This window comes from Bradyrhizobium sp. 14AA (assembly GCF_054185205.1).
The window spans coordinates 29,084-50,342 of record NZ_JAVAYM010000016.1 but is presented as its reverse complement, the minus strand read 5'-3'; the positions used below and the strand labels follow the sequence as shown (position 1 = coordinate 50,342).

At 65.1% G+C, this 21,259-nt stretch carries 19 protein-coding genes and 1 tRNA gene; 17 read left to right on the top strand and 3 right to left on the bottom strand.

Annotated elements, in window-relative coordinates:
• Positions 1–14 precede the first annotated feature (14 nt).
• On the top strand, positions 15–2,246 hold the full coding sequence (locus RAD15_RS26225) for a CHASE2 domain-containing protein (protein ID WP_458181091.1): 2,232 nt from the start codon (positions 15–17) through the stop codon (positions 2,244–2,246).
• Positions 2,247–2,379: 133 nt separating this feature from the next.
• Here RAD15_RS26225 and RAD15_RS26220 read toward each other — a convergent pair whose 3' ends face one another.
• The gene (locus RAD15_RS26220; protein ID WP_458181090.1) at positions 2,380–3,975 is read right to left on the bottom strand and encodes an ABC transporter substrate-binding protein; all 1,596 of its coding nucleotides are present in this window, start codon (positions 3,973–3,975) and stop codon (positions 2,380–2,382) included.
• A 199-nt stretch (positions 3,976–4,174) separates the two neighbouring features.
• Here RAD15_RS26220 and RAD15_RS26215 point away from each other — a divergent pair, with 199 nt between their 5' ends.
• The 7 genes from RAD15_RS26215 (at position 4,175) to RAD15_RS26185 (ending at position 11,529) form a co-directional block, all read left to right on the top strand.
• Complete coding sequence (locus RAD15_RS26215; protein WP_458181089.1) at positions 4,175–5,833, top strand: ABC transporter substrate-binding protein; 1,659 nt, start codon at positions 4,175–4,177, stop codon at positions 5,831–5,833.
• 192 nt (positions 5,834–6,025) lie between these two features.
• Positions 6,026–6,979, top strand: coding sequence for an ABC transporter permease (locus RAD15_RS26210; RefSeq protein WP_458181088.1), 954 nt, complete (start codon positions 6,026–6,028; stop codon positions 6,977–6,979).
• Positions 6,980–6,981: 2 nt separating this feature from the next.
• Complete coding sequence (locus RAD15_RS26205) at positions 6,982–7,884, top strand: ABC transporter permease (protein WP_458181086.1); 903 nt, start codon at positions 6,982–6,984, stop codon at positions 7,882–7,884.
• A 3-nt stretch (positions 7,885–7,887) separates the two neighbouring features.
• Positions 7,888–8,949: an ABC transporter ATP-binding protein gene (locus RAD15_RS26200; RefSeq protein WP_458181085.1), complete on the top strand. Its 1,062-nt coding sequence runs from the start codon at positions 7,888–7,890 to the stop codon at positions 8,947–8,949.
• Positions 8,946–9,143, top strand: coding sequence for a hypothetical protein (locus RAD15_RS26195; RefSeq protein ID WP_458181084.1), 198 nt, complete (start codon positions 8,946–8,948; stop codon positions 9,141–9,143). Before RAD15_RS26200 ends, RAD15_RS26195 begins: the two co-directional genes overlap by 4 nt.
• Positions 9,140–10,555 (top strand): amidase, encoded by a 1,416-nt coding sequence (locus RAD15_RS26190; protein ID WP_458181083.1) that lies wholly within the window; start codon positions 9,140–9,142, stop codon positions 10,553–10,555. The genes RAD15_RS26195 and RAD15_RS26190 overlap by 4 nt, the downstream gene beginning before the upstream one ends.
• On the top strand, positions 10,552–11,529 hold the full coding sequence (locus tag RAD15_RS26185; protein ID WP_458181082.1) for an ABC transporter ATP-binding protein: 978 nt from the start codon (positions 10,552–10,554) through the stop codon (positions 11,527–11,529). Before RAD15_RS26190 ends, RAD15_RS26185 begins: the two co-directional genes overlap by 4 nt.
• A 94-nt stretch (positions 11,530–11,623) precedes the next feature.
• Here RAD15_RS26185 and RAD15_RS26180 read toward each other — a convergent pair whose 3' ends face one another.
• Positions 11,624–12,265, bottom strand: coding sequence for a TetR/AcrR family transcriptional regulator (locus RAD15_RS26180; protein ID WP_458181081.1), 642 nt, complete (start codon positions 12,263–12,265; stop codon positions 11,624–11,626).
• A gap of 90 nt (positions 12,266–12,355) precedes the next feature.
• Here RAD15_RS26180 and RAD15_RS26175 point away from each other — a divergent pair, with 90 nt between their 5' ends.
• The 9 genes from RAD15_RS26175 to RAD15_RS26135 all read left to right on the top strand — a co-directional run bounded on the left by RAD15_RS26175 (position 12,356) and on the right by RAD15_RS26135 (position 18,312).
• On the top strand, positions 12,356–13,294 hold the full coding sequence (locus RAD15_RS26175; RefSeq protein ID WP_458181080.1) for an SDR family oxidoreductase: 939 nt from the start codon (positions 12,356–12,358) through the stop codon (positions 13,292–13,294).
• 26 nt (positions 13,295–13,320) lie between these two features.
• Positions 13,321–13,980, top strand: coding sequence for an epimerase (locus RAD15_RS26170; protein WP_458181231.1), 660 nt, complete (start codon positions 13,321–13,323; stop codon positions 13,978–13,980).
• Between the two features lie 82 nt (positions 13,981–14,062).
• Complete coding sequence (locus tag RAD15_RS26165; protein WP_458181079.1) at positions 14,063–14,512, top strand: DUF2948 family protein; 450 nt, start codon at positions 14,063–14,065, stop codon at positions 14,510–14,512.
• Positions 14,513–14,662: 150 nt separating this feature from the next.
• Positions 14,663–15,958, top strand: a complete 1,296-nt coding sequence (gene hisD / locus RAD15_RS26160) for a histidinol dehydrogenase (RefSeq protein WP_458181078.1) — start codon at positions 14,663–14,665, stop codon at positions 15,956–15,958.
• A complete protein-coding gene (locus RAD15_RS26155) occupies positions 15,955–16,452 on the top strand; it encodes a UPF0262 family protein (protein WP_458181077.1) in 498 nt (165 codons plus the stop codon). The genes hisD and RAD15_RS26155 overlap by 4 nt, the downstream gene beginning before the upstream one ends.
• A gap of 6 nt (positions 16,453–16,458) precedes the next feature.
• Positions 16,459–16,926 carry an arsenate-mycothiol transferase ArsC gene (locus RAD15_RS26150; protein WP_458181076.1) on the top strand — a complete coding sequence of 156 codons (468 nt, stop codon included), beginning with the start codon at positions 16,459–16,461 and terminating at the stop codon, positions 16,924–16,926.
• A 155-nt stretch (positions 16,927–17,081) separates the two neighbouring features.
• Positions 17,082–17,711 carry a Maf-like protein gene (locus RAD15_RS26145; RefSeq protein ID WP_458181075.1) on the top strand — a complete coding sequence of 210 codons (630 nt, stop codon included), beginning with the start codon at positions 17,082–17,084 and terminating at the stop codon, positions 17,709–17,711.
• Positions 17,712–17,867: 156 nt separating this feature from the next.
• Complete coding sequence (yacG, locus tag RAD15_RS26140) at positions 17,868–18,050, top strand: DNA gyrase inhibitor YacG (protein WP_458181074.1); 183 nt, start codon at positions 17,868–17,870, stop codon at positions 18,048–18,050.
• 186 nt (positions 18,051–18,236) lie between these two features.
• Positions 18,237–18,312 (top strand) — tRNA-Phe (locus RAD15_RS26135).
• Between the two features lie 96 nt (positions 18,313–18,408).
• On the opposite strand, the gene RAD15_RS26130 is transcribed toward RAD15_RS26135, so the two are convergent.
• The gene (locus RAD15_RS26130; protein WP_458181073.1) at positions 18,409–20,898 is read right to left on the bottom strand and encodes a bifunctional diguanylate cyclase/phosphodiesterase; all 2,490 of its coding nucleotides are present in this window, start codon (positions 20,896–20,898) and stop codon (positions 18,409–18,411) included.
• Positions 20,899–21,259 lie beyond the last annotated feature (361 nt).

The following is a 21,259-nucleotide window of genomic DNA, read 5'->3' as shown; positions in this document are numbered from 1 at the left end:
GAAATTCGGGCGACATGAAACGTCTCAAGATCCTGCGGCGGTGGTTTACGCGGAAGTTCGGCTTTGCGCGGCTGATGTGCCTTGCGCTGCTGGTGATCTTCGCCGGCGCCCGCCTGTGGGATCCGCCGCCGATCCAGGAATTGCGGCTGCGCACCTTCGACATGTTCCAGCTGATCGACCCGCGCCACAAGACGGCGCGGCCGGTCACCATCGTCGACATCGACGACAAGAGCCTCGCCAAACTCGGCCAGTGGCCGTGGCCGCGCACGCGCATCGCCGACCTGATCCAGAATCTCACCAGCAACGGCGCGGTGGCGATCGGCTTCGACGTGGTGTTCTCGGAGGCCGACCGGCTCAACCCGGATCTCGTCGCGAGCCAGATGCGCTATCTCGACGATTCCACGCGGGCCAAGCTGCGCGAGCTGCCGACCAACGACCAGATTCTCGCCGAGGCGATCAAGCGCTCGCGCGTGGTGCTGGGCGAGACCGGGCAGCGGGCGATCTCGTCGGAGATCGACAAGGAGCTTCCCTTCACCGGCGTCGCGACGGTCGGCGAGGACGGGGCAGAGCGCTTCCTGTTCGAATTCCCGGGCCTCCTGCGCAACGTCCCCGTCATCGAGAAGGTTGCGGCGGGCCGCGGCCTGTTTTCGATCAGGACCGAGCGCGACGGATTGATCCGCCGCGTGCCGATGATCATGCGCGCGCAGGGCATGGTCATGCCCTCGCTCAGCCTCGAGATCCTGCGCGTCGTCACGGGCACGCCGACGCTGCTGGTCCGGACCGACCAGAGCGGCGTGCGGGCCGTGCGTCTCAAGGGCGTGGAGATTCCGACCGACAAGAACGGCCAGCTCTGGGTGCATTACGCCCGCCAGGACCCCTCGATCTACGTCTCGGCGGCCGACGTGCTCGACAACACAGTGTCGCCGGGCAAGATCGCCGGCAAGCTGGTGCTGGTCGGCACCTCCGCGGTCGGCCTCAACGATATCAAGACCACGCCGGTGTCCTCGACCATGCCGGGTGTCGAAATCCACGCCCAGGTGCTGGAGAGCGTGCTGAGCGGTGCGGTGATCTCCCAGCCGAACTACGCGCTCGGCGTCGAATTGATCGCCGCGCTCGTCATCGGCCTGCTCGTCATCATCTTCACGCCGAATCTCGGGCCGGTGCGCCTGGTGCTTGCAGGCGGGATGTTCGCCGCCATCCTGGTCGGCGTGTCCTGGTTCTTCTACGCGCAGCACCGCTACCTCATCGACTTCACCTACCCGCTGCTCTCGACCACCGCGATCTACCTGACGCTGATCTTCGCCAGCTTCGTGCGCGAGCAGCGCCAGCGCGTGCAGATCCGCGGCATGTTCGCGCAATACATGTCGCCGGTTCTGGTCGAGCAGCTTGCGCAGTCGCCCGAAAAGCTCGTGCTCGGCGGCGAGGAACGCGAGATGACGATCATGTTCTCCGACGTGCGCGGTTTCACCACGATCTCGGAGAGCTACAAGCACGATCCGCAAGGCCTGATTGCGCTGATGAACCGCTTCCTGACGCCGCTGACCGACGTCATCATCGAGCGGAAAGGCTACATCGACAAGTACATGGGCGACGCCATCATGGCGTTCTGGAACGCGCCGCTCGACGATACCGAGCACGAGGTCAACGCCTGCGAGGCTGCGATCCGGATGCTGGAGCAGATCGACACGGTGAACAAGGCGCGCGAGCAGGAGGCCGCCGAGGGCGGCCACGTCTACATCCCGCTCAATGTCGGCATCGGCCTCAACACCGGCATCGGCGTGGTCGGCAACATGGGCTCCGACCTGAAGAAGAACTACTCGGTGCTCGGCGACAGCGTGAACCTCGCCTCGCGCCTGGAAGGGCAGACCAAGGAATACGGCTTCCCGATCATCGTCGGCTCGAGGACCGCGCTCGCCGCCAAGGACAGGTTCGCGATCCTCGAGCTCGACTTCATCATGGTCAAGGGCAAGACCGAGCCGGAGGTGATCTACGCCATCGCCGGCCGCGAGGACGTGATGCATTCGGGTCCGTTCCAGCGCCTGCGCAACATCACCATCGAGATGCTCGGCTGCTACCGCGGCCGCGACTGGCAGGGCGCGCTGGATGCGATCGAACGCGGCCGTCGCAGCGAGGACGCCGACACGCTGGAAAAGCTGTTCAACCTCTACGAAGCCCGGATCAAGGATTTCCAGATCAACCCGCCGCCGGAAGGGTGGACCGGGGCGTACGCGCTGCTGACGAAGTAGCAGCCGGTGTCACCGCTCCCGTAGGGTGGGCAAAGGCGCGAAGCGCCGTGCCCACCATCCGCTCTCAACGCGGTCGAATGGTGGGCACGCTTGCGCTTTGCCCACCCTACGGCAGCGGCGCTTGCCGCTCCCTTCACTCCATCCCGATCGTCGTCAGATCCTGGAACCAGTGCTGCGCCTGCACGAACTGCTTGATCTTCGGCGACAGCGCGTGCGGGTTGGTGTCGTGGACGACCCAGACCAGCGTGGCATCGTCCACGATCAGCGCATGCGCCTGGGCCAGCAACTCGTCCTGCTTGGCGCTGTCGAAGGTCTGCTTGGCCTCGTCGATCAATGCGTCCACCTTCGGATTCTTGTAGCCGCCCCAGTTGACGCCGACCGGCGCGATCTGGCCCGAGTGGAAGAAGCGGACGATGGCGTAGAGCGGGTCCGAGGTGACATAGGCGATGTTGTTGGCGGTGATGCCGGCGTTGATCTCGTCGGCCGCGCCCTTGCGCCAGTGGGTATATAAGGTCTCGAGCTCGACGACCTTGAAGTCGATCTCGATTCCGATCTCCTTGAAGCTCTGCTGCAGGAATTCGTTCATCGGCAGCGACAGCATCTGGCCGGTGCCGCCCTGCGCGATGATGAAGGTGGCCTTGAGCGGCTTGGCCTTGGAGTAGCCGGCCTCCTCGACCAGCTTCTTCGCGGCAGCCGGATCGTATTTCAGCTCGAAGCTCGGCTTGCCGAACCACGGGCTCGACGGGTCGACCTGGCCCTTCGCCGGCTTGGCCAGACCATTCATCAGGCCGACCACGGCGTCGCGGTCGATCGCGAGGTTGAGCGCCTTGCGCAGGCGGATGTCGGTCCAGGGCGAGCCCGGCAGCACGCTGAGATGATAGTTCCAGACATGCGGCGTGACATTGTCGACGAGCTTCATGCCGGCAGCTTTCAGCTGCGGCACGGCATCCGGCGCCGGCGTCTCGATCAGGTCGACTTGCCCGGCGAGCAGCGCGTTGGTGCGCGTCAGCGCTTCCGGCATCGGCACCAGGACGATCTTGTCGGCCTTCGGAATGCGCTTCTTATTCCAGTAGTCCGGATTTTTCGTGAGCTCGGCGAGCTCGCGCGGCACCAGTTTTGTCAGCTTGAACGGGCCGGTGCCGGAGGGCTGGCTGGCGAACTTGTCCCAATCCTTGCCGAGCTTCTCGTATTGCGCGGGGCTCGACACCAGAAACCACAGCATCTGATAGGGGAAGAAGGAATCGACCGTCTTGGTGGTGATCTCCACCGTGAAATCGTCGATCTTGGCGTAGCTTGCGACGGAGGGAAGGCGGGTCTTCACCTGCGCGCTCTGCCGCTTGTCGAACTGCGGCGCCTTGTCGTTGAGCACCTTGTCCAGATTCCAGATCACCGCGTCGGCGTTGAACTCGCTGCCGTCGTGAAACGTCACGCCCTTGCGAAGCGCAAAGCGCCATTTGGTCTTGTCGGCATCGTCCACCTTCCATTCGGTCGCGAGCCCCGGCACCAGCTTGCCGGGCCGGTCGGCGACGTCCATCTCCCAGGCGACGAGCGGATCATAGATCGTGTAGGCCGTGAACTGATAGGCGCCGGCGCCGCGATCGGGCTGGCCTGTCGTCAGCGGAATGTCCGCCATCGAGATGCCGTAGCGCACCACCGTTTCGGCGAACGCAGGGATCGCGGAGACCGCCAGCGCAAGCACGGCGAGACAGGTCGATAGACGAATACGCATGGCCCAAAGCTCCAGGGAGAATTTGGGACCAAACTTGCAATCTTGATGCCAGAATAGGCAGCGCGGCCGCTTTGCTCCCGCGCGATCACAAGGACTTGTCGCCGCAGGGGCAATTTGCAGAATAAGTTTCTCCTTGGCATAGCCATTGCATACGATTGCATCAAAATTAATCATCGAAAGCCGGAAAAGGATCGAGGCGATGCTTATCAAGAACAACAAAACACGGGCGGCGCTGATCGCGCTCTTGGCGCTCGGCAGTGCGGCCGCCTGGCCGCGCGTGGCCAGCGCGGAAACCGTGCTGCGCATTGGCATGACCGCTGCCGATATTCCGCGCACGCTGGGCCAGCCCGATCAGGGTTTTGAGGGCAATCGCTTTACCGGTCTCACCATGTATGACGCGCTGACCGGCTGGGATCTCTCCTCCGCCGACAAGCCGAGCGTGGTGATCCCCGGCCTTGCGACCGAATGGAAGGTCGACGACACCGACAAGACCAAATGGACCTTCAAGCTGCGCCCCGGCGTCGCCTTCCACGACGGCTCGCCGTTCAATGCCGACGCCGTGGTGTGGAACGTCGAGAAAGTGCTGAAGCAGGACGCGCCGCAGTTCGACGCCAGCCAGGTCGGCGTCACGGCCTCGCGCATGCCGACGCTCGCTTCCGCGAAGAAGATCGATGACATGACCGTCGAGCTCACCACCAAGGAGCCCGACAGCTTCCTGCCGATCAACCTCACCAATCTCTTCATGGCGAGCCCGGCGAAGTGGCAGCACTTCTATGACAAGGCGGAAGGCGCGGACGCCAAGGCCAAGTCGCAGGCTGCGTGGACTGCCTTTGCCAAGGACGCCGCGGGCACCGGCCCGTGGAAGATGGCGAGCTTCACGCCGCGCGAGCGGCTCGAGTTGGTGAAGAACGCGAGCTACTGGAACAAGGATCGCGTGCCCAAGGTCGACAAGATGGTGCTTTTGCCGATGCCGGAGGCGAACGCGCGCACCGCGGCGCTGCTCTCCGGACAGGTCGATTGGGTCGAGGCGCCCGCGCCGGACGCGCTGCCCGAGCTCAAGCAGCGCGGTTTCAAGCTCTATGCCAACGAGCAGCCGCATGTCTGGCCGTGGCAGTTCTCGCGCGTCGAGGGTTCGCCCTGGAACGACATCCGCGTGCGCAAGGCCGCAAATCTTTGCGTCGATCGCGAAGGCCTCAAGGACGGGCTGCTCGCCGGCCTCATGGTGCCCGCGACCGGCACTTTCGAGCCCGGCCATCCCTGGCGCGGCAAGCCGGCCTTCGAGATCAAGTATGACAAGGCGGCCGCGCAGAAGCTGATGCAGGAGGCCGGTTTCGGCCCAGCTAAGAAGCTTGCGGTCAAGATCCAGACCTCGGCCTCCGGTTCGGGACAGATGCAGCCGCTGCCGATGAACGAATATCTCCAGCAGGCGCTCGCGGAGTGTTATTTCGACGTGAAGCTCGATGTCATCGAGTGGAACACGCTGTTCACCAATTGGCGCCGCGGTGCCAAGGACCCCAGCGCCAACGGCTCGAACGCGACCAACGTCACCTATGCGGCGATGGACCCGTTCTTCGCGCTGGTGCGCTTCCTGCAATCGGGCATGGCGCCGCCGGTCTCGAACAATTGGGGTTTCATCAACGACCCCAAGTTCGACGAGCTGGTGAAGAAGGCGCGCCAGACCTTCGATCCGGCCGCGCGTGACGCTGCGCTCGCCGAGCTGCACGCAGCCTCGGTCGACGATGCCGCTTTTCTCTACGTCGCCCACGACGTCGGCCCCCGCGCCATCAGCCCGAAGGTGACCGGCGTGGTGCAGCCGAAGAGCTGGTTCATCGACTTCTCGCTGGTGTCGATGAAGTAGTCCGCGCCACAAGCTCAGTGCACCCTCTCCCCTTGTGGGAGAGGGTGGCTTCGCGGCAGCGAAGCCGGGTGAGGGGTCTCTCTCTGCGGGAGCTGACCCCTCGACCGTTACAATAGAATCCGCGGAAACAACCCCTCATCCGGCGCTTGCGCGCCACCTTCTCCCACAAGGGGAGAAGGAAGAGAGAAAAAAGTGCTCGCCTATATCGCCAGACGCATCGTCTATGTCGTCCCGATCGTCATCAGCGTCGCGCTGGTGTGCTTCCTGCTCGTGCACATCACGCCGGGCGATCCGCTCGTTGCGGTGCTCCCCGCAGACGCCTCGCAGGAGCTCGCGGCGCAGCTCCGCGCCGCCTACGGTTTTGACCGCCCGCTGCCGGTGCAGTTCGGGCTTTGGCTGCTTCGTGCCCTTCATGGCGATCTCGGCAATTCCATCGCCACCGGGCGTCCCGTGCTCGCCGAGGTCATGCGCGCCGTCAGCAACACCGTCACGCTGGCGATTGCCGCCGCCATCATCGGCTTCACGATGGGCATCCTGCTCGGGCTGATCGCCGGCTATTTCCGCGAGACCTGGATCGACAAGGTCGCGACCTCCTTTGCCATCGCCGGCGTCTCGGTGCCGCATTACTGGCTCGGCATGGTGCTCGTCATCATCTTCTCGGTGCAGCTGAACTGGCTGCCGGCAGTCGGCGCCGGACCCAACGGCTCCAACTCCTGGGCCTGGGACTGGGCGCACCTGAAATATCTGGTGCTGCCGGCGATCACGACCTCGGTGATCCCGATGGGCATCGTCACCCGCACCGTGCGCGCGCTCACCGGCGACATTCTCTCGCAGGATTTCGTCGAGGCGTTGCGCGCAAAAGGCCTGCACGAAACCGGCGTGTTCCGTCACGTCATCAAGAACGCCGCGCCCACCGCGCTCGCGGTGATGGGCCTTCAGCTCGGCTACATGCTGGGCGGCTCGATCCTGATCGAGACCGTGTTCTCCTGGCCGGGCTCGGGCTTCCTGCTCAACTCCGCGATCTTCCAGCGCGACCTGCCGCTGTTGCAAGGCACGATCCTGATCCTGGCGCTGTTCTTCGTCTTTCTCAATCTGCTGGTCGACATCACGCAAGCCGCGATCGATCCGCGCATCAAGCGGGGTTAGCGATGAGCGAGCTTCCGTTGTCCGCCACCGCCGATGCCGCGCTCCAGGCCGCGCCCGCCACCAAGGCGCGCGGCTATTGGGCCACCGTCGGCCGCCGCATCAGGCGCGACAAGGTCAGCATGGCCTGCGCGCTGGTGCTGCTGCTGATTTTCCTCTCCGCGATCCTCGCGCCGTGGCTCGGTCTCGAAGACCCCTACAAGGGCTCGATGATCCGCCGCCTTCGCCATATCGGCACAGTCGGTTACCCGCTCGGCACCGACGAGCTCGGCCGCGATATGCTGGCGCGGTTGGTCTATGGCGGGCGGCTGTCGCTGGTCATCGGCATCCTGCCGGTGATCCTCGCCTTCTGCATCGGCACCTCGCTCGGCCTCATCGCCGGCTATGTCGGCGGCAAGCTCAACACCGCCATCATGCGCACGGTCGACGTGTTCTACGCCTTTCCCTCCGTGCTGCTGGCGATCGCGATCTCCGGCGCGCTGGGCGCCGGCATCCTCAATTCCATCGTGTCGTTGACGGTCGTGTTCGTGCCGCAGATCACGCGCGTCGCCGAGAGCGTCACCACGGGCGTGCGCAACATGGACTTCGTCGAAGCCGCGCGCGCCTCCGGCGCGGGGCCGTTCACCATCATGCGCGTGCACATCCTCGGCAACGTGCTCGGCGCGATCTTCGTCTATGCCACCAGTCTCATTTCGGTCTCGATGATCCTGGCCGCCGGTCTCTCCTTCCTCGGCCTCGGCACCAAGCCGCCGGAGCCGGAATGGGGCCTGATGCTGAACACCTTGCGCACCGCGATCTACGTCAATCCCTGGGTCGCAGCACTTCCCGGCGCGATGATCTTCGCGGTCTCGATCTGCTTCAACCTGCTCTCGGACGGCCTGCGCAGCGCCATGGATATCAGGAACTAGGCCATGAGCGAAGGCAACACATCCGTTGAAATGCTGGAGCCGGTCGAAGACCGCGGCGGCGTCGCGCAGCCGCTGCTCCAGGTCAACGGCCTGACAAAGCACTTTCCCGTGCGCGGCGGGCTTTTCGCCGCAAAGCGCACCGTGCGCGCCGTGGACAACGTCTCCTTCGCCGTCGCCAAGGGCGAGACCGTCGGCATCGTCGGCGAGTCCGGCTGCGGCAAGTCGACCACCGCGCGGCTGCTGATGCATCTGATGCCGCGCGATACCGGCGATATCATCTATGACGGCATGACCGTCGGCCAGTCGTTGAGCTTGCGTGAGCTGCGCCGCGGCATGCAGATGGTATTCCAGGACTCCTATGCCTCGCTCAATCCGCGACTCACAATCGAGGAGTCGATCGCCTTCGGCCCGAAAGTCCACGGCATGGCCGATGGTGCGGCGCGGACGCTGGCACGCGAGCTGCTCGGCAAAGTGGGCCTGCGCCCCGAAAACTTCGCCAACCGCTATCCGCACGAGATTTCTGGCGGCCAGCGCCAGCGCGTCAACATCGCCCGCGCATTGGCGCTGTCGCCGCGTCTGGTAATCCTGGACGAAGCCGTTTCCGCGCTCGACAAATCCGTCGAGGCGCAGGTACTCAATCTTCTCGCCGACCTCAAGCGCGAGTTCGGCCTGACCTATCTCTTCATCAGTCACGATCTCAACGTCGTCCGCTACATCAGCGATCGCGTGCTGGTGATGTATCTCGGCGAGGTCGTCGAGCTCGGCCCGGTCGACCAGGTCTGGGACAGCCCTGCGCATCCCTACACGCGCGCGCTTCTTGCTGCGATGCCGTCCTCCGACCCTGATCGCCGCACCGAGAAGCCGCCGATCACGGGCGATCCGCCCAACCCGATCGACCCGCCCCCGGGCTGCCGCTTCCACACCCGTTGTCCGTTTGCGGAGCCGCTCTGCGCAAATGCGACACCAAAGCTCACGGCGCTGGATAATATGGGCCACGAGGCCGCGTGCTACATGGCGATTCCGGCTTCAGGCCATAGCCGCGCGCCGGAAAAGGAAACCGCATGACGAGACCGACACCGAAAGAGATCAAGCCGATCGCGCAGATCGCCGGCGTCCCCGTGGATGACGAGATTGCGACGCGCATCTCCAACTCCATCGGGCCGGCCTTCGAAGGCTTCGCCGCCATCGCCGGCACGCTGCCGTTCGACCTCGAGCCCGCGCTCTATCCGGTCGTGCAGGCGCGGAAGGTGTCGAAATGAGCACAGAACCTGCATTGATGACGCTCACCGAGGTCGCGCGTGCGATCGCGATGAAGCAGGTGTCCTCGCATGAGGTGACGCGCGCGCTGCTCCATCGCATCGCGCAGTGGCAGCCGCATCTCAATGCCTTCATGTCGGTTGAATCGGAGGCCGCGCTGAAGGCGGCCGATGCCGCCGATTCCGAGCTCGCCAAGGGTAACGTCCGCGGTTCGCTGCATGGCGTGCCGCTCGCGCACAAGGACATGTATTACGATGCCGGACATGTCGCGACCTGCGGCTCGCTGATCCGCCGCGATTTCGTGCCGACCGTGACGTCCACGGCGCTGCAGCGGTTGAAGGATGCCGGCCAGGTCCGCCTCGGCACGCTGCATCTGGCCGAATTCGCCTATGGCCCGACCGGCCACAACGCCCATTACGGCCCGGTGCGCAATCCCTGGAACGTCGCGCACATCACCGGCGGCTCGTCATCCGGCTCCGGCTCGGCGGTGGCGGCGCGGTTGACCTATGCGGCGCTCGGCTCCGATACCGGCGGCTCGATTCGCATGCCGGCGCATTTCTGCGGCGTCACGGGTTTGAAGACAACCTGGAGCCGCGTCAGCCGCGCCGGCGCGATGCCGCTGTCGCAATCGCTCGACACGGTCGGCCCGCTGGCCCGCACCGTCGAGGACTGCGCGCTGCTGCTGGCACTAATGGCCGGTCCCGATCCCGAAGATTCGACCGCGAGCCATGAGCCGCTGTCGGACTATGTCGCGGCGACCAAGGGCTCGCTGAAGGGCCTCAAGATCGGTGTGCCCGCGTCCTTCTATGTCGATGATCTCGACAGCGAGGTCGCGCGCGTGCTGGACGAGACCATCGCGGTGCTCAAGCGCGAGGGCGCCGACATCGTCAAGGTCGAGCTGCCCGATCAGCGGCAATTGTCCGCGGCAAGCCAGCTCGTGCTCGCCGCGGAAGCCGCCGCCTTCCACAAGCGCTGGATGATCGAGCGTCCGCAGGATTATGGCGCGCAGGTCCTGATGCGGCTTCAGAACGGTCTAGCCGTTCCCGCCATCACCTATCTCGAGGCGATGCGTTGGCGCGGCCCTGCACTCGCCGCGCACAACGCGGCGACATCGGGCGTCGATGCCGTGATCGCGCCGGCCTCGCCGGTGCCGGCGCCGACGATCGAGGAGAGCGACGTCGGTGGCGGACCGAACGCGCCGGCCATGGTGCAGCGGCTGACGCTGTTCACCCGCCCGGTGAATTTCCTCGGACTGCCGTCGCTCACCGTACCCTCGGGCTTCACCAGGAGCGGCCTGCCTGTAGGCATGCAGTTGATCGGCCGCTCCTTCGATGAGGCGACCCTGCTCACCATCGGCGCCGCCTTCCAGCGCGTCACCGATTATCACGACCGGGTACCCAGACTGCCGTCATGACAAAGCTCGTCGACATCTCAGGCCTCAACATCCGCTTCACCGGGGAGCGCACGGTCTATGCCGTGAACGATCTCAGCCTGTCGCTCGGTGACGGCGAGGTGCTGGGCCTGCTCGGCGAATCCGGTTCGGGCAAGAGCGTGACCCTGCGAGCGCTGATGCGGCTGTTGCCGAAGAAGCGCACACAGATCACGGGGCAGGTCAACGTGATGGGCCGCGACTTGCTTGCCATGAACGACGAGCAGCTGTCGTCGTTCCGCGGCCAGACCGTCTCGATGATCTTCCAGGAGCCGGCACTGGCGCTCGATCCGGTCTACACCATCGGTGCGCAGATCGCCGAAAGCGTGGTGCGTCACGAAGGCAAGTCCTATGCGGAGGGCAGGGCACGCGCGCTCGAAATGCTCGAGGTCGTGCGCATTCCCTCGGCAAGACGCCGGCTCGACGCCTATCCGCACGAGATGTCCGGCGGCATGCGCCAGCGTGCGATGATCGCGCTGGCGCTCGCCTGCCGTCCAAAAATCCTGCTGGCGGACGAGCCGACCACCGCGCTCGATGCCACCGTGCAGATTCAGATCCTTCTGCTGTTACGCGAGTTGCAGCGCGAGTTCGGCATGTCCGTCATCTTCGTCACTCACGATATCGGCGTTGCCATCGAGATCTGCGACCGCGTCGCGGTGATGTATGCCGGCCAGATCGTGGAGCAGGGCACGCTTCGCGACATCGTCCGCTCACCAGTGCATCCCTATGCCAAGGGCCTGCTCGCCTCCACCATCCACGGCGCCAAGCGCGGTGCCCGCCTCGAAACCATCCCCGGCACGCCGCCCTCGCTGGCCGAGAAGCCCCACAACTGCTCCTTCGCCCCCCGCTGCAAGCTCGCCGAGCCGCGCTGCCTGGAGCACCTGCCGGCGAATGTGGAGGTCGGCCCGGGCCGGGCGGCGCGGTGCGTGCTGGCGGAGCCGGCGCTGTCGCGAACCTGACGCGATTTACCCACCGCCATCGCCACGCGCACTACTGCGCTTCCCTCTCCCTTGCCGGGTCCTCCAGGAGAGGGCAAGACGTCACTTCAAGACGTCACTTCAAGATCGCCCTGATCGCATCGAAGGTGCGCTTCACGAAGGCTTCCGGCTTGTCGTGCAGGCCTTCGCCGATCCAGCTCTCGCCGCCGACGCGCATCGCGCCGGTGGCGATCATGGCGACGAGCCGCGCCTTCAGCCGGTCCGATTTGTTGCTGGCGCGCTGGGCAAGCCCGTCGGCGAGCGCGCGCTCGATCTTCTCGTATTTGAGCTGGTCGCGTGCCTGAAGCGCGGGATTGTCGCGCTTGAGCCGTGACATCGCGGCGGCTTCCGCCGGGTCGAGCCGCTTGACGGTGGCCGCGATGGCATTCTCCGCTGCCGTCAGCATGGACTCGCCCGCGGGTCGTGCGACGACTTCCGCGACCAGCGCACTGGCGGCATTTTCCTGCCAGGCCGCGACCACGTCCTCCTTCGACGCGAAATAATGGAAGAAGCTGCGGCGCGACACGTCCGCCGCGGCTGCGATGTCGTCGATCGTGGTGGCCTCGAAGCCGCGCTCGAGAAACAGCGCCATCGCCGCGCGGGTCAGCCGCTCGCGGGTGGCCTGCCGTTTGCGCTCGCGCAGGCCTGCAGCCGGCGGCAGTTTCCCGCCGGCCGACAATGACCTGGTGCGTTTCCGGACGGCCTTCGAAGCTTTCAAACTATTTCACCTCTTGCAAAGTTGCACTCAGTGCACATTTAGACCGATCGTGGGCCTTTTCCACCCCCCTGAAAGCCCTGGAGACATGGCATGACCGACTGGACCACGGCAGACATCCCCTCCCTCAGCGGCAAGACCGCCGTCGTGACCGGAGCGACGGGCGGCCTTGGCTATGAGACGGCGATGGCGCTGGCGGGCGCCGGTGCCATTGTCATACTCACCGGACGCAATGACGCAAAGGGCCTGCGGGCGATCGAGGGCATTTGCGCGCGCTTTCCCAATGCGCTGATCGCCTACGAGCATCTCGATCTCGCCAGCCTGTCCTCCGTCGCCGATTTCGCCAGGCGCTTTGCCGCTGGTAACGAGCAGATCGATCTCCTCATCAACAATGCCGGTGTGATGGCGCTGCCGAAGCGGCAGCAGACCGCGGATGGTTTCGAGATGCAGCTCGGCACCAACTATCTCGGCCATTACGCGCTGACGGCGCACCTGTTGCCGCAGCTCCGCCGGGCGAAGGCGCCTCGCGTGGTCAACCTCTCGAGCCTCGCGCACCGCTCCGGCGCGATCAATTTCGATGATCTGCAAGGTAAGCATTCCTATCGTCCGTGGCGGGCCTATTGTCAGTCCAAGCTGGCAATGCTGATGTTCTCGCTGGAGCTGCAGCGTCGCAGCCTCGCCGCCGGCTGGGGCGTGACGAGCCTTGCCGCCCATCCCGGCTACGCGCGGACCGATCTCATTCCGAACGGGCCGGGCAGCAACACCTTGATGTGGCAGGTCGGTGGGCTGCTGCAGCCTTTGATCAGCCAGTCCGCGACGGAGGGTGCGCTGCCGACCCTGTTCGCGGCGACCTCTCCGGCCGCCGAGCCCGGCGGCTACTATGGTCCGAACTGGTTTTACGAACTGAAGGGATCGCCGGTGCAGGCGAAGATCATGCCGCAGGCCAAGGACTTCGCCGCCGCGGCGATGCTGTGGGATGTCTCGGCGATGCTCACCGGTGTGTCCTTCGACGACATCGCGGCCGCCGCATGAGCCGTGACATCGATGCGGACGTCCCGATGCGAGTCATCATCTTCGGCGCGACCGGCATGGTCGGGCAGGGTGTGCTGCGCGAATGCCTGATCGATCCCGGGATCGACCGCGTGCTCGTGGTCGGCCGCAGCCCGACCGGCGTGCGCAACGCCAAGCTCGCCGAGATCATCCACGATGATTTCCTGAATTATTCCACGATCGAGCCGCAGCTCACCGGCTTCGATGCCGGCTTCTTCTGCCTTGGCGTCTCCTCGATCGGCATGAGCGAGGAACGCTACCGTCATCTGACCTACGACCTCACGCTGGCGGCCGCGACTACGCTGGCGCGGCTCAATCCGCAGATGACTTTCACCTACGTCACCGGCGCCGGCACCGATTCCACCGGGCAGGGCTCGCGGATGTGGGCGCGGATCAAGGGCAAGACCGAGAACGATCTGCTCAAGCTGCCGTTCAAGGCCGCCTACATGTTCCGCCCCGGCGCGATCCAGCCTCTGCACGGTGCCCGTTCCAAGACCGCCTGGGTGCAGGCCGTGTACACCGCAACCTGGCCACTCTGGTCGGTGCTGCGCCGGCTCTCGCCTACGCTCGTCACCTCGACCGAGCAGATCGGCCGCGCCATGATCCGGGTCGCCCGGGAGGGGTATCCGCGGAAGGTGCTGGAGATGGCGGATATCAATAGCCTCTAGTCCGCCGGCCCGTTAGTTTGCAGGAAATTTCCCCGCCCGCGCGCGTTGAGCCCGGTTCCGCCCCGAAGGAGAAGCGTTGGCGATGTCTCCCCAGCTCAAACTGATCGCACTCGATGCCGACGATCTCGCGGTCATCTCGACCCATGTCCAGGACGCCCGTGTCCAGGCCTCGGACATCATCTGGCGGCAGAGCGAAAAGCGGCTTGTGGTCGGCATGAGCCGGCTGGACTGGGAGCAGACGCTGGAGGGCGAGGCCGAGCCGCGCCGGCTGGTCGCCGCGCTCCGCTTCGACCGTGTGCTCGCCTGCAAGTCGCGCAACATCGACCTCGCCGCGCCGGACGAGGTCCTGGATCTCGTCGGCATCGAGTTTCACCCCCAGGACGGCCACGACGCGGAGCCCGGCGGCAGCGCCCTGCTTTTGTTCGCCCAAGGCGGCGCTATCCGCCTCGACGTCGAATGCCTTGAATGCGAGCTGACCGATTTGGGAGCGGATGAGCTGGGAACGGGGCTGGAGGTCGAGGGGGAGGGCTGAGGTGGCATGCCAACACCGCATTCAGCCGTCGTCCTGGCCTTCGCCGGGACGACCCACGGCCAAGGGTTGACGCAGCTTCCCCGCCGCGCCATTGAGCAGGGGACCTGGTGCGCCAATCCACCCACGAAACCAGCCAGAGCCAAGCCAGATATGCCCGTTCGCCTCGACCGCAGCAGCGCCGATTTTGACCAGCGATTCGCGGCCTTCCTCGCCGCCAAGCGCGAGGTCTCGGCCGATGTCGAGGCCGCCGCGCGCGCCATCGTCGATGACGTGGCGAAGCGGGGCGATCCGGCCCTGCTCGAGGCCACGGCAAAGTTCGATCGGCTGACACTGGATGCCGCCTCCTTGCGCATCACGGTCGCCGAGATCGAGGCCGCTGTGAAGGCCTGCGAGCCGGCGACGCTGGATGCGCTCAAGCTCGCGCGCGACCGCATCGAGACCTATCACCGCCGTCAGCTGCCGAAGGACGAGCGCTTCACCGACCCGCTCGGCGTCGAGCTCGGCTGGCGCTACACCGCAATCGAATCCGCCGGCCTCTACGTCCCCGGCGGCACTGCGGCCTATCCGTCCTCGGTGCTGATGAACGCGGTGCCCGCGAAGGTCGCTGGCGTTGCTCGCCTCGTGATGGTGGTGCCCTCGCCGGATGGCAAGCTCAATCCGCTGGTGCTGGCCGCAGCCGCGCTCGGCGGCGTCACGGAGATCTACCGTGTCGGCGGCGCGCAGGCCGTGGCCGCGCTCGCGCACGGCACCGCGACGATCGCGCCGGTCGCCAAGATCGTCGGGCCCGGCAATGCCTATGTCGCCGCTGCAAAACGGCTGGTGTTCGGCAAGGTCGGCATCGACATGATCGCCGGTCCTTCCGAAGTGCTCGTCATCGCCGACGACACCGGCAATGCCGACTGGATCGCCGCCGACCTGCTGGCGCAGGCCGAGCACGATGCCAGCGCGCAATCGATCCTGATCACGGATTCCGCGCGCCTCGCCGCCGATGTCGAGAGGTCGGTCGAGGCGCAGTTGAAGACGCTGCCGCGCACCGCGATCGCCAGTGCCTCCTGGGCCGATTTCGGCGCCATCATCATGGTGAAGACTCTCGACGACGCCATCCCGCTCGCGGACGCGATCGCCGCCGAGCATCTCGAGATCATGACTGATGATCCCGATGCGCTCGCCGCGAAGATCCGCAATGCCGGCGCGGTTTTCCTCGGACCGCACACGCCGGAGGCGATCGGCGACTATGTCGGCGGCTCCAACCACGTGCTGCCGACGGCGCGCTCGGCGCGGTTCTCCTCGGGGCTCGGGGTCGCCGACTTCATGAAGCGCACCTCGATCCTGAAATGCGGGCCGGACCAGCTGCGTGCGCTGGGACCTGCCGCGATGACGCTCGGACAAGCGGAGGGGCTGGACGCCCATTCGCGCTCGATTGGATTGCGCCTCAATCTGTCATGACAAAGCCGCCCGAACAGGACGACTCCAACAATCGCATCGTCGGCGTCACGCTCGACGAGGACTCGATCGGCCGTTCCGGGCCGGACATCGAGCATGAGCGCGCGATCGCGATCTACGACCTGATCGAGCAGAATCTGTTCGCGCCCGACGGCGCCGACGGGCAGGGCCCGTTCACGCTGCATATCGGCATCACCGGCAACCGCCTGATGTTCGACATCCGCCGCGAGGACGGCGCGCCCGTGGTCGCGCATCTGTTGTCGCTGACGCCGTTCCGGCGGATCGTGAAGGACTATTTCATGATCTGCGACAGCTACTACCAGGCGATCCGCACCGCGACCCCGGACAAGATCGAGGCGATCGACATGGGCCGTCGCGGCATCCATGACGAGGGATCGCGCACGCTCCAGGAGCGGCTGAAGGGCAAGGTGCGGGTCGACTTCGAGACCTCGCGCCGGCTGTTCACGCTCATTACCGTCCTGCACTGGAAGGGGTAAACGCGGATGGCTGCGCCCCCACGCGCACGCGATCCGCAATCGGTGCTGTTCGCCTGCGCGATGAACAGCGTGCGCTCGCCGATGGCCGAGAGCCTGTTGCAGCACATGTTTCCGCAAGGGCTCTACGTGAAGTCGGCCGGCGCCAGGAAGGGCGAGCTCGATCCTTTCGCGATCGCCGTGATGGCCGAGCTCGGCCAGGACATCTCTACGCACAAGCCGCAGACCTTCGAGGAGCTGGAGGACTGGGAGGGACTGAATTTCGACCTCATCATCACGCTCTCGCCAGAGGCGCACCACAAGGCGCTGGACCTGACCCGCACGCTCGCCGCCGACGTCGAGTATTGGCCGACGCACGATCCCACCACTATCGAAGGCAGCCGTGACCAGAAGCTCGCCGCCTATCGCGACGTCTGCGACCAGCTCCTGATGCGCATCCGCAAGCGGTTTGCCAAGGTGGGGGCGGCGAGCGGGTAGCAATCGGCGGGCGTAACACCCGCGTCACAGACCGCAGGCACAGCCATGTCGGAAAGCTCGAATCACCAAACCTCCGGTTCCCGGGTTGTGAAACCGGCCCCCTTCCGATAGGTTCCGCGCGCAATTCACCCCTGCCTCATCCCCCAAATCACCTGATGCTTGGCCGCCCCAAATTCGTACTTGCTTCCGGTTCGCCGCGCCGCCTGTCGTTGCTCAACCAGGCCGGCATCGAGCCGGACGCGCTCCGGCCGGCCGACGTCGATGAGACGCCGAAGCGGGGCGAGCTGCCGCGCGCCTGCGCCAATCGCCTCGCGCGGGCCAAGGCCGATGCGGCGCTCAAATCGGTGCAGCTGGACGATGAGCTGAGGGGCGCCTTCATCCTCTCCGCTGACACGGTGGTGGCGGTCGGCCGCCGCATCCTGCCCAAGGCCAACCTCGTGGACGAGGCCGCGCAGTGCCTGCGGCTGCTGTCGGGCCGCAACCACCGCGTCTACACCGCGATCACCCTGGTGACGCCGCGCGAGGCCTTCCGCCAGCGCCTGGTCGAGACCCGCGTCCGCTTCAAGCGGCTCTCGGAGGACGACATCCAGGCCTATATCGGCTCCGGCGAATGGCGCGGCAAAGCCGGCGGCTACGCCGTGCAGGGCATCGCCGGGTCCTTCGTGGTCAAGATGGTGGGGTCCTACACCAACGTGGTCGGCCTGCCGCTCTACGAGACCACCACGCTGCTCGGTGGCGAGGGCTTTCCGATCCGCTTCGGCTGGCTCAACTCCACCGCGGTGTGAGCCGACAAGCCCGCTTCTGCAAAAATCTCGAAAACAACCCCATGCACAGTAGAATGGCCGCGCCGGACTCCGGCGGGCCCGCCTGCGCCGCCGCCCCGGGAACCCGTTTGCCGACAGGCGCTTGAACTCCCTCACCTCGTGTAAGCTACGCACCTCATGGACGACCACGTCGAAAAGCCCACCGGACCGCTCAAAACCTGCCCGATCTGCGGCAAGCCGCAGGCGGAAGCCACCCGTCCGTTCTGCTCCCCGCGCTGCCGCGACGTCGACCTGAACCGCTGGCTGAAGGGCTCCTACGTCATCCCCGGTCGCGACGACGACGTGGACGACGTCGAATAATATAGTAATTTCAATATCTTATATAGGTGGTCGACGCGCCGCGCGAAAACCGCGGCAAGCCCGCCCCAGCTTGTGCACAGCCGGGCTGCGCCCGGCGAAGCCAAAGGCGAAGCGTGGGTGGACAGGCCGCTCCGAGCCCACTATAAACCGCCCGCTCGATGGGCTTTGGCCCCTCTCTTGGAGCACGCCCAGGTAGCTCAGTTGGTAGAGCATGCGACTGAAAATCGCAGTGTCGGTGGTTCGATTCCGCCCCTGGGCACCATCTCCCACCATTCGGTAAAACCGCGAGCCATTGCAGAGCTCCCGTAGGCCTGTTCGGTCCCCGATCGGCATCTGCGGCGGTGTCGTCGCCGACGCCTCAGCGGATAGCAGCCTGCCGCTCCACTCCCTGTCGCCAGGGCGCCACTTCGACCGCCGAAGCCAAAAGGCCCGGCTGGAGCAGGACGGTGAACTCTTCGAGCGATACCGGCGGAGAGAAAATGTAACCTTGCGCCATGGTCGCGCCGTTTTCGGCCGCGAACCGAAGGTCTTCGGCCGTTTCGATGCCTTCCACGACCGTTTCGAACCCCAATTCGTCCGCAAGTCCGAGCGCCAGGCGAAGGATCGTCTGCTTCTCTCGGTCTTCCGCGACACCCGCGACGAGCGTGCGATCGAGCTTCACGGCGTCGAAGGGGAGCCTCGCCATCGTCGAAAGATTCGAATAGCCGGCTCCGAAATCATCCATTGCGAAGCGTATGCCCAATTGCCTGAGCAGGCTTATTCTCTCGCGCACGACATCAGGATTGCGCATCGCGACCGACTCCGTGACCTCGATCTCGAGGTGGGGCGGCGGGAAGTTGGCTTCGCGAACGGTCGTGACGATATCCTTGATGAACAGCGGGTCCTCGATTTCCGACGCCGCGACATTTACGGCGAGCACGAGGTTTGAGCCGGCCCGGATCAAGTCCCCGATTTCGGCGAGCGCGCGCCTGAGCACAAAGCGGTCGATCTCCATGATGAGGCCGATCTCTTCCGCGATCTTGATGAAACGCTGAGGAGGAATGTTGCCCTCCTTCGGATGATGCCAGCGGGCCAGCGCCTCCACCCCCAGGATGCGGCCATCCAAGCAGGACACCTTGGGCTGGTAATGGACGACGAGCTCTTCATTGCGGATCGCCAAGGCGAGATCGGTTTCGAGCGCATGCCGGGCACGCGCGACCTCTGCGAGATCCGGAGTGAAGAACGCGTGGGTGTTGCGCCCCGAGCTCTTCGCGACGTACATCGCCAGGTCGGCGCGGATCAGGAGATCGTCATATGTTGTGCCGTGGGTGGGCCAGATCGCAACGCCGATGCTGACGCCGATAGTCGCATGGTTGCTCTGGAGCTTGAAGGAAACCTGCAGCGTCTCGATCATCTCGCGGGCGCAGAGGCTCGCGGCCTCGACCGTCTTCACCCCAGCGATGATGGCGACGAACTCGTCGCCCCCGACCCGGGCGAGCAGACTTTTGCCGGCCGCGATCTTGGACGTCAGAAAATTGCTTAAGCGCTCAGCCACCATCTTGAGCAGCTCGTCGCCAGCCTTGTGCCCGAAAGTGTCGTTGATGGATTTGAAGCCATCGAGGTCGAGGAAGAACAGCGCTCCACCTTCTTCAGCGTCGATGAGCGCCGGCGCATCGAGGCGCATCTTCTCCCGATTGGGAATGCGGCTCACCGTATCGTAGAAAGCGAGCTGACGAATTCTTCGCGTGCTGGCCCGCAAATGCGTCAGCATTCGCTCGAATGCGAGGCCGAGGCCGCGAACCTCGCCGATGCCCGTTGCGCGGAACGGAACGTCGAGATTGCCTCCCGCGATTTCCTGGGCGGTCTTGGCGAGCGCCGAAAGTCCTTTCGTCAGGTGCCTTACGGCGGCCAATAGCGCGACGACCAAGGCACCGAGCGCCAGCGCCGCGGATGCCAGGAACTGCCACATCAGCGAACGGGTATGGGCGGCGCCGATCTGGAACATCTGATCGCGTGTCGTCGTCACGAGCGACGCGCTCGCGAACGTACACACCTTGAGCGTCGCCTCATATTCGACACAGCGCGCGACGTAGTTGCCGTCATCCGAGCGCTGCAGCCCGCCCAAACGCGTCCTGGCGCCGCTGAATTTCACCCCTTCAGGCCCCGCGGAAGACACGATCTCGTTGTCACCCGTGATGATGACCACGCCGGCATTAGCTAGCGAAGTGAAGTTCTCGAGAGTCCGTTCCGTCCGCCCGAGCGGTCGGATGGCAACAAGCGCGCCGATGAGGTCGCCGAAGTCGTCGAACACGGGCTCGATTGCGGTGTGCGCTATAGTGTGGCGCTGCGTCAGGCCAAGCGCTGACAATTCACCCAATTTGAGCTCATAGGTGCCTTCCTCACCCCGCGGGTGCGAGCGGCTATTGTGCTTGAGGATCGACCTGAGATTGACAGAGAGGTCGGTCCCCTCGATCGCCCCGTTCAGAGCGAGGAGGTCGAGGGGCGTGTTGGCACCGATCACGCGGCCGGTTTCGTCGAAGGCGATCAGCCTTTCGAAGCCGGAGGTCGAAGCAACGATGCTGAGCAGCTCGCGGATAGTCACATCGTTGTTCGAGGCGACCGCCTTTGCGATATCGGCGCGCTGAGCGATCTGACGCAGGCGTGATGCGGTTTCCGCGCCGAGGACCTCGATTCGCGCTCGCGCCAACTGCGCCTCGCCGTCGAGGCGATGAGCGAGCTGGTCTTCCGAGAGTTCACCCAGTGCCGCAGCCTGCTGCCCCAGTTGCTGCTGCAGGCGTAGCGCCGTCAAGCCACCGATGAGGCCGAGCCCGAGCACGCCGGTCGCGAGCACGACGGCAACAAGGCGCATGGCGATAGACGAGGGGAAACCTGGAGGCCCGGGCGGAACGGCCCAACGACGCCAGCGGGGCGGCGCCCTCGATGCCTTCGCCATATCGGTGTCAGTCGCCACCACTGCCAGCCCCTGAACTTGCGGGGACCGATCAGTGTCGCTCACTGAGGCCCCACTGACTAGTCTTCCAGGCGCCGAATTTAGGCGAGTGAAACCCTCTAAATCGTCTATTTGTCGTCTATTTGTGGCTAGTTAATTACCAATTGGTTTTTCGAAACCATCAGATTGTGTGCTTTCACATTCTGTTCGCCACACTGATGATTCCAAAAGGCACGGCGTTGCGACAACAGAAGGTTTAGGTTTCTTTGCCAGATTGTGC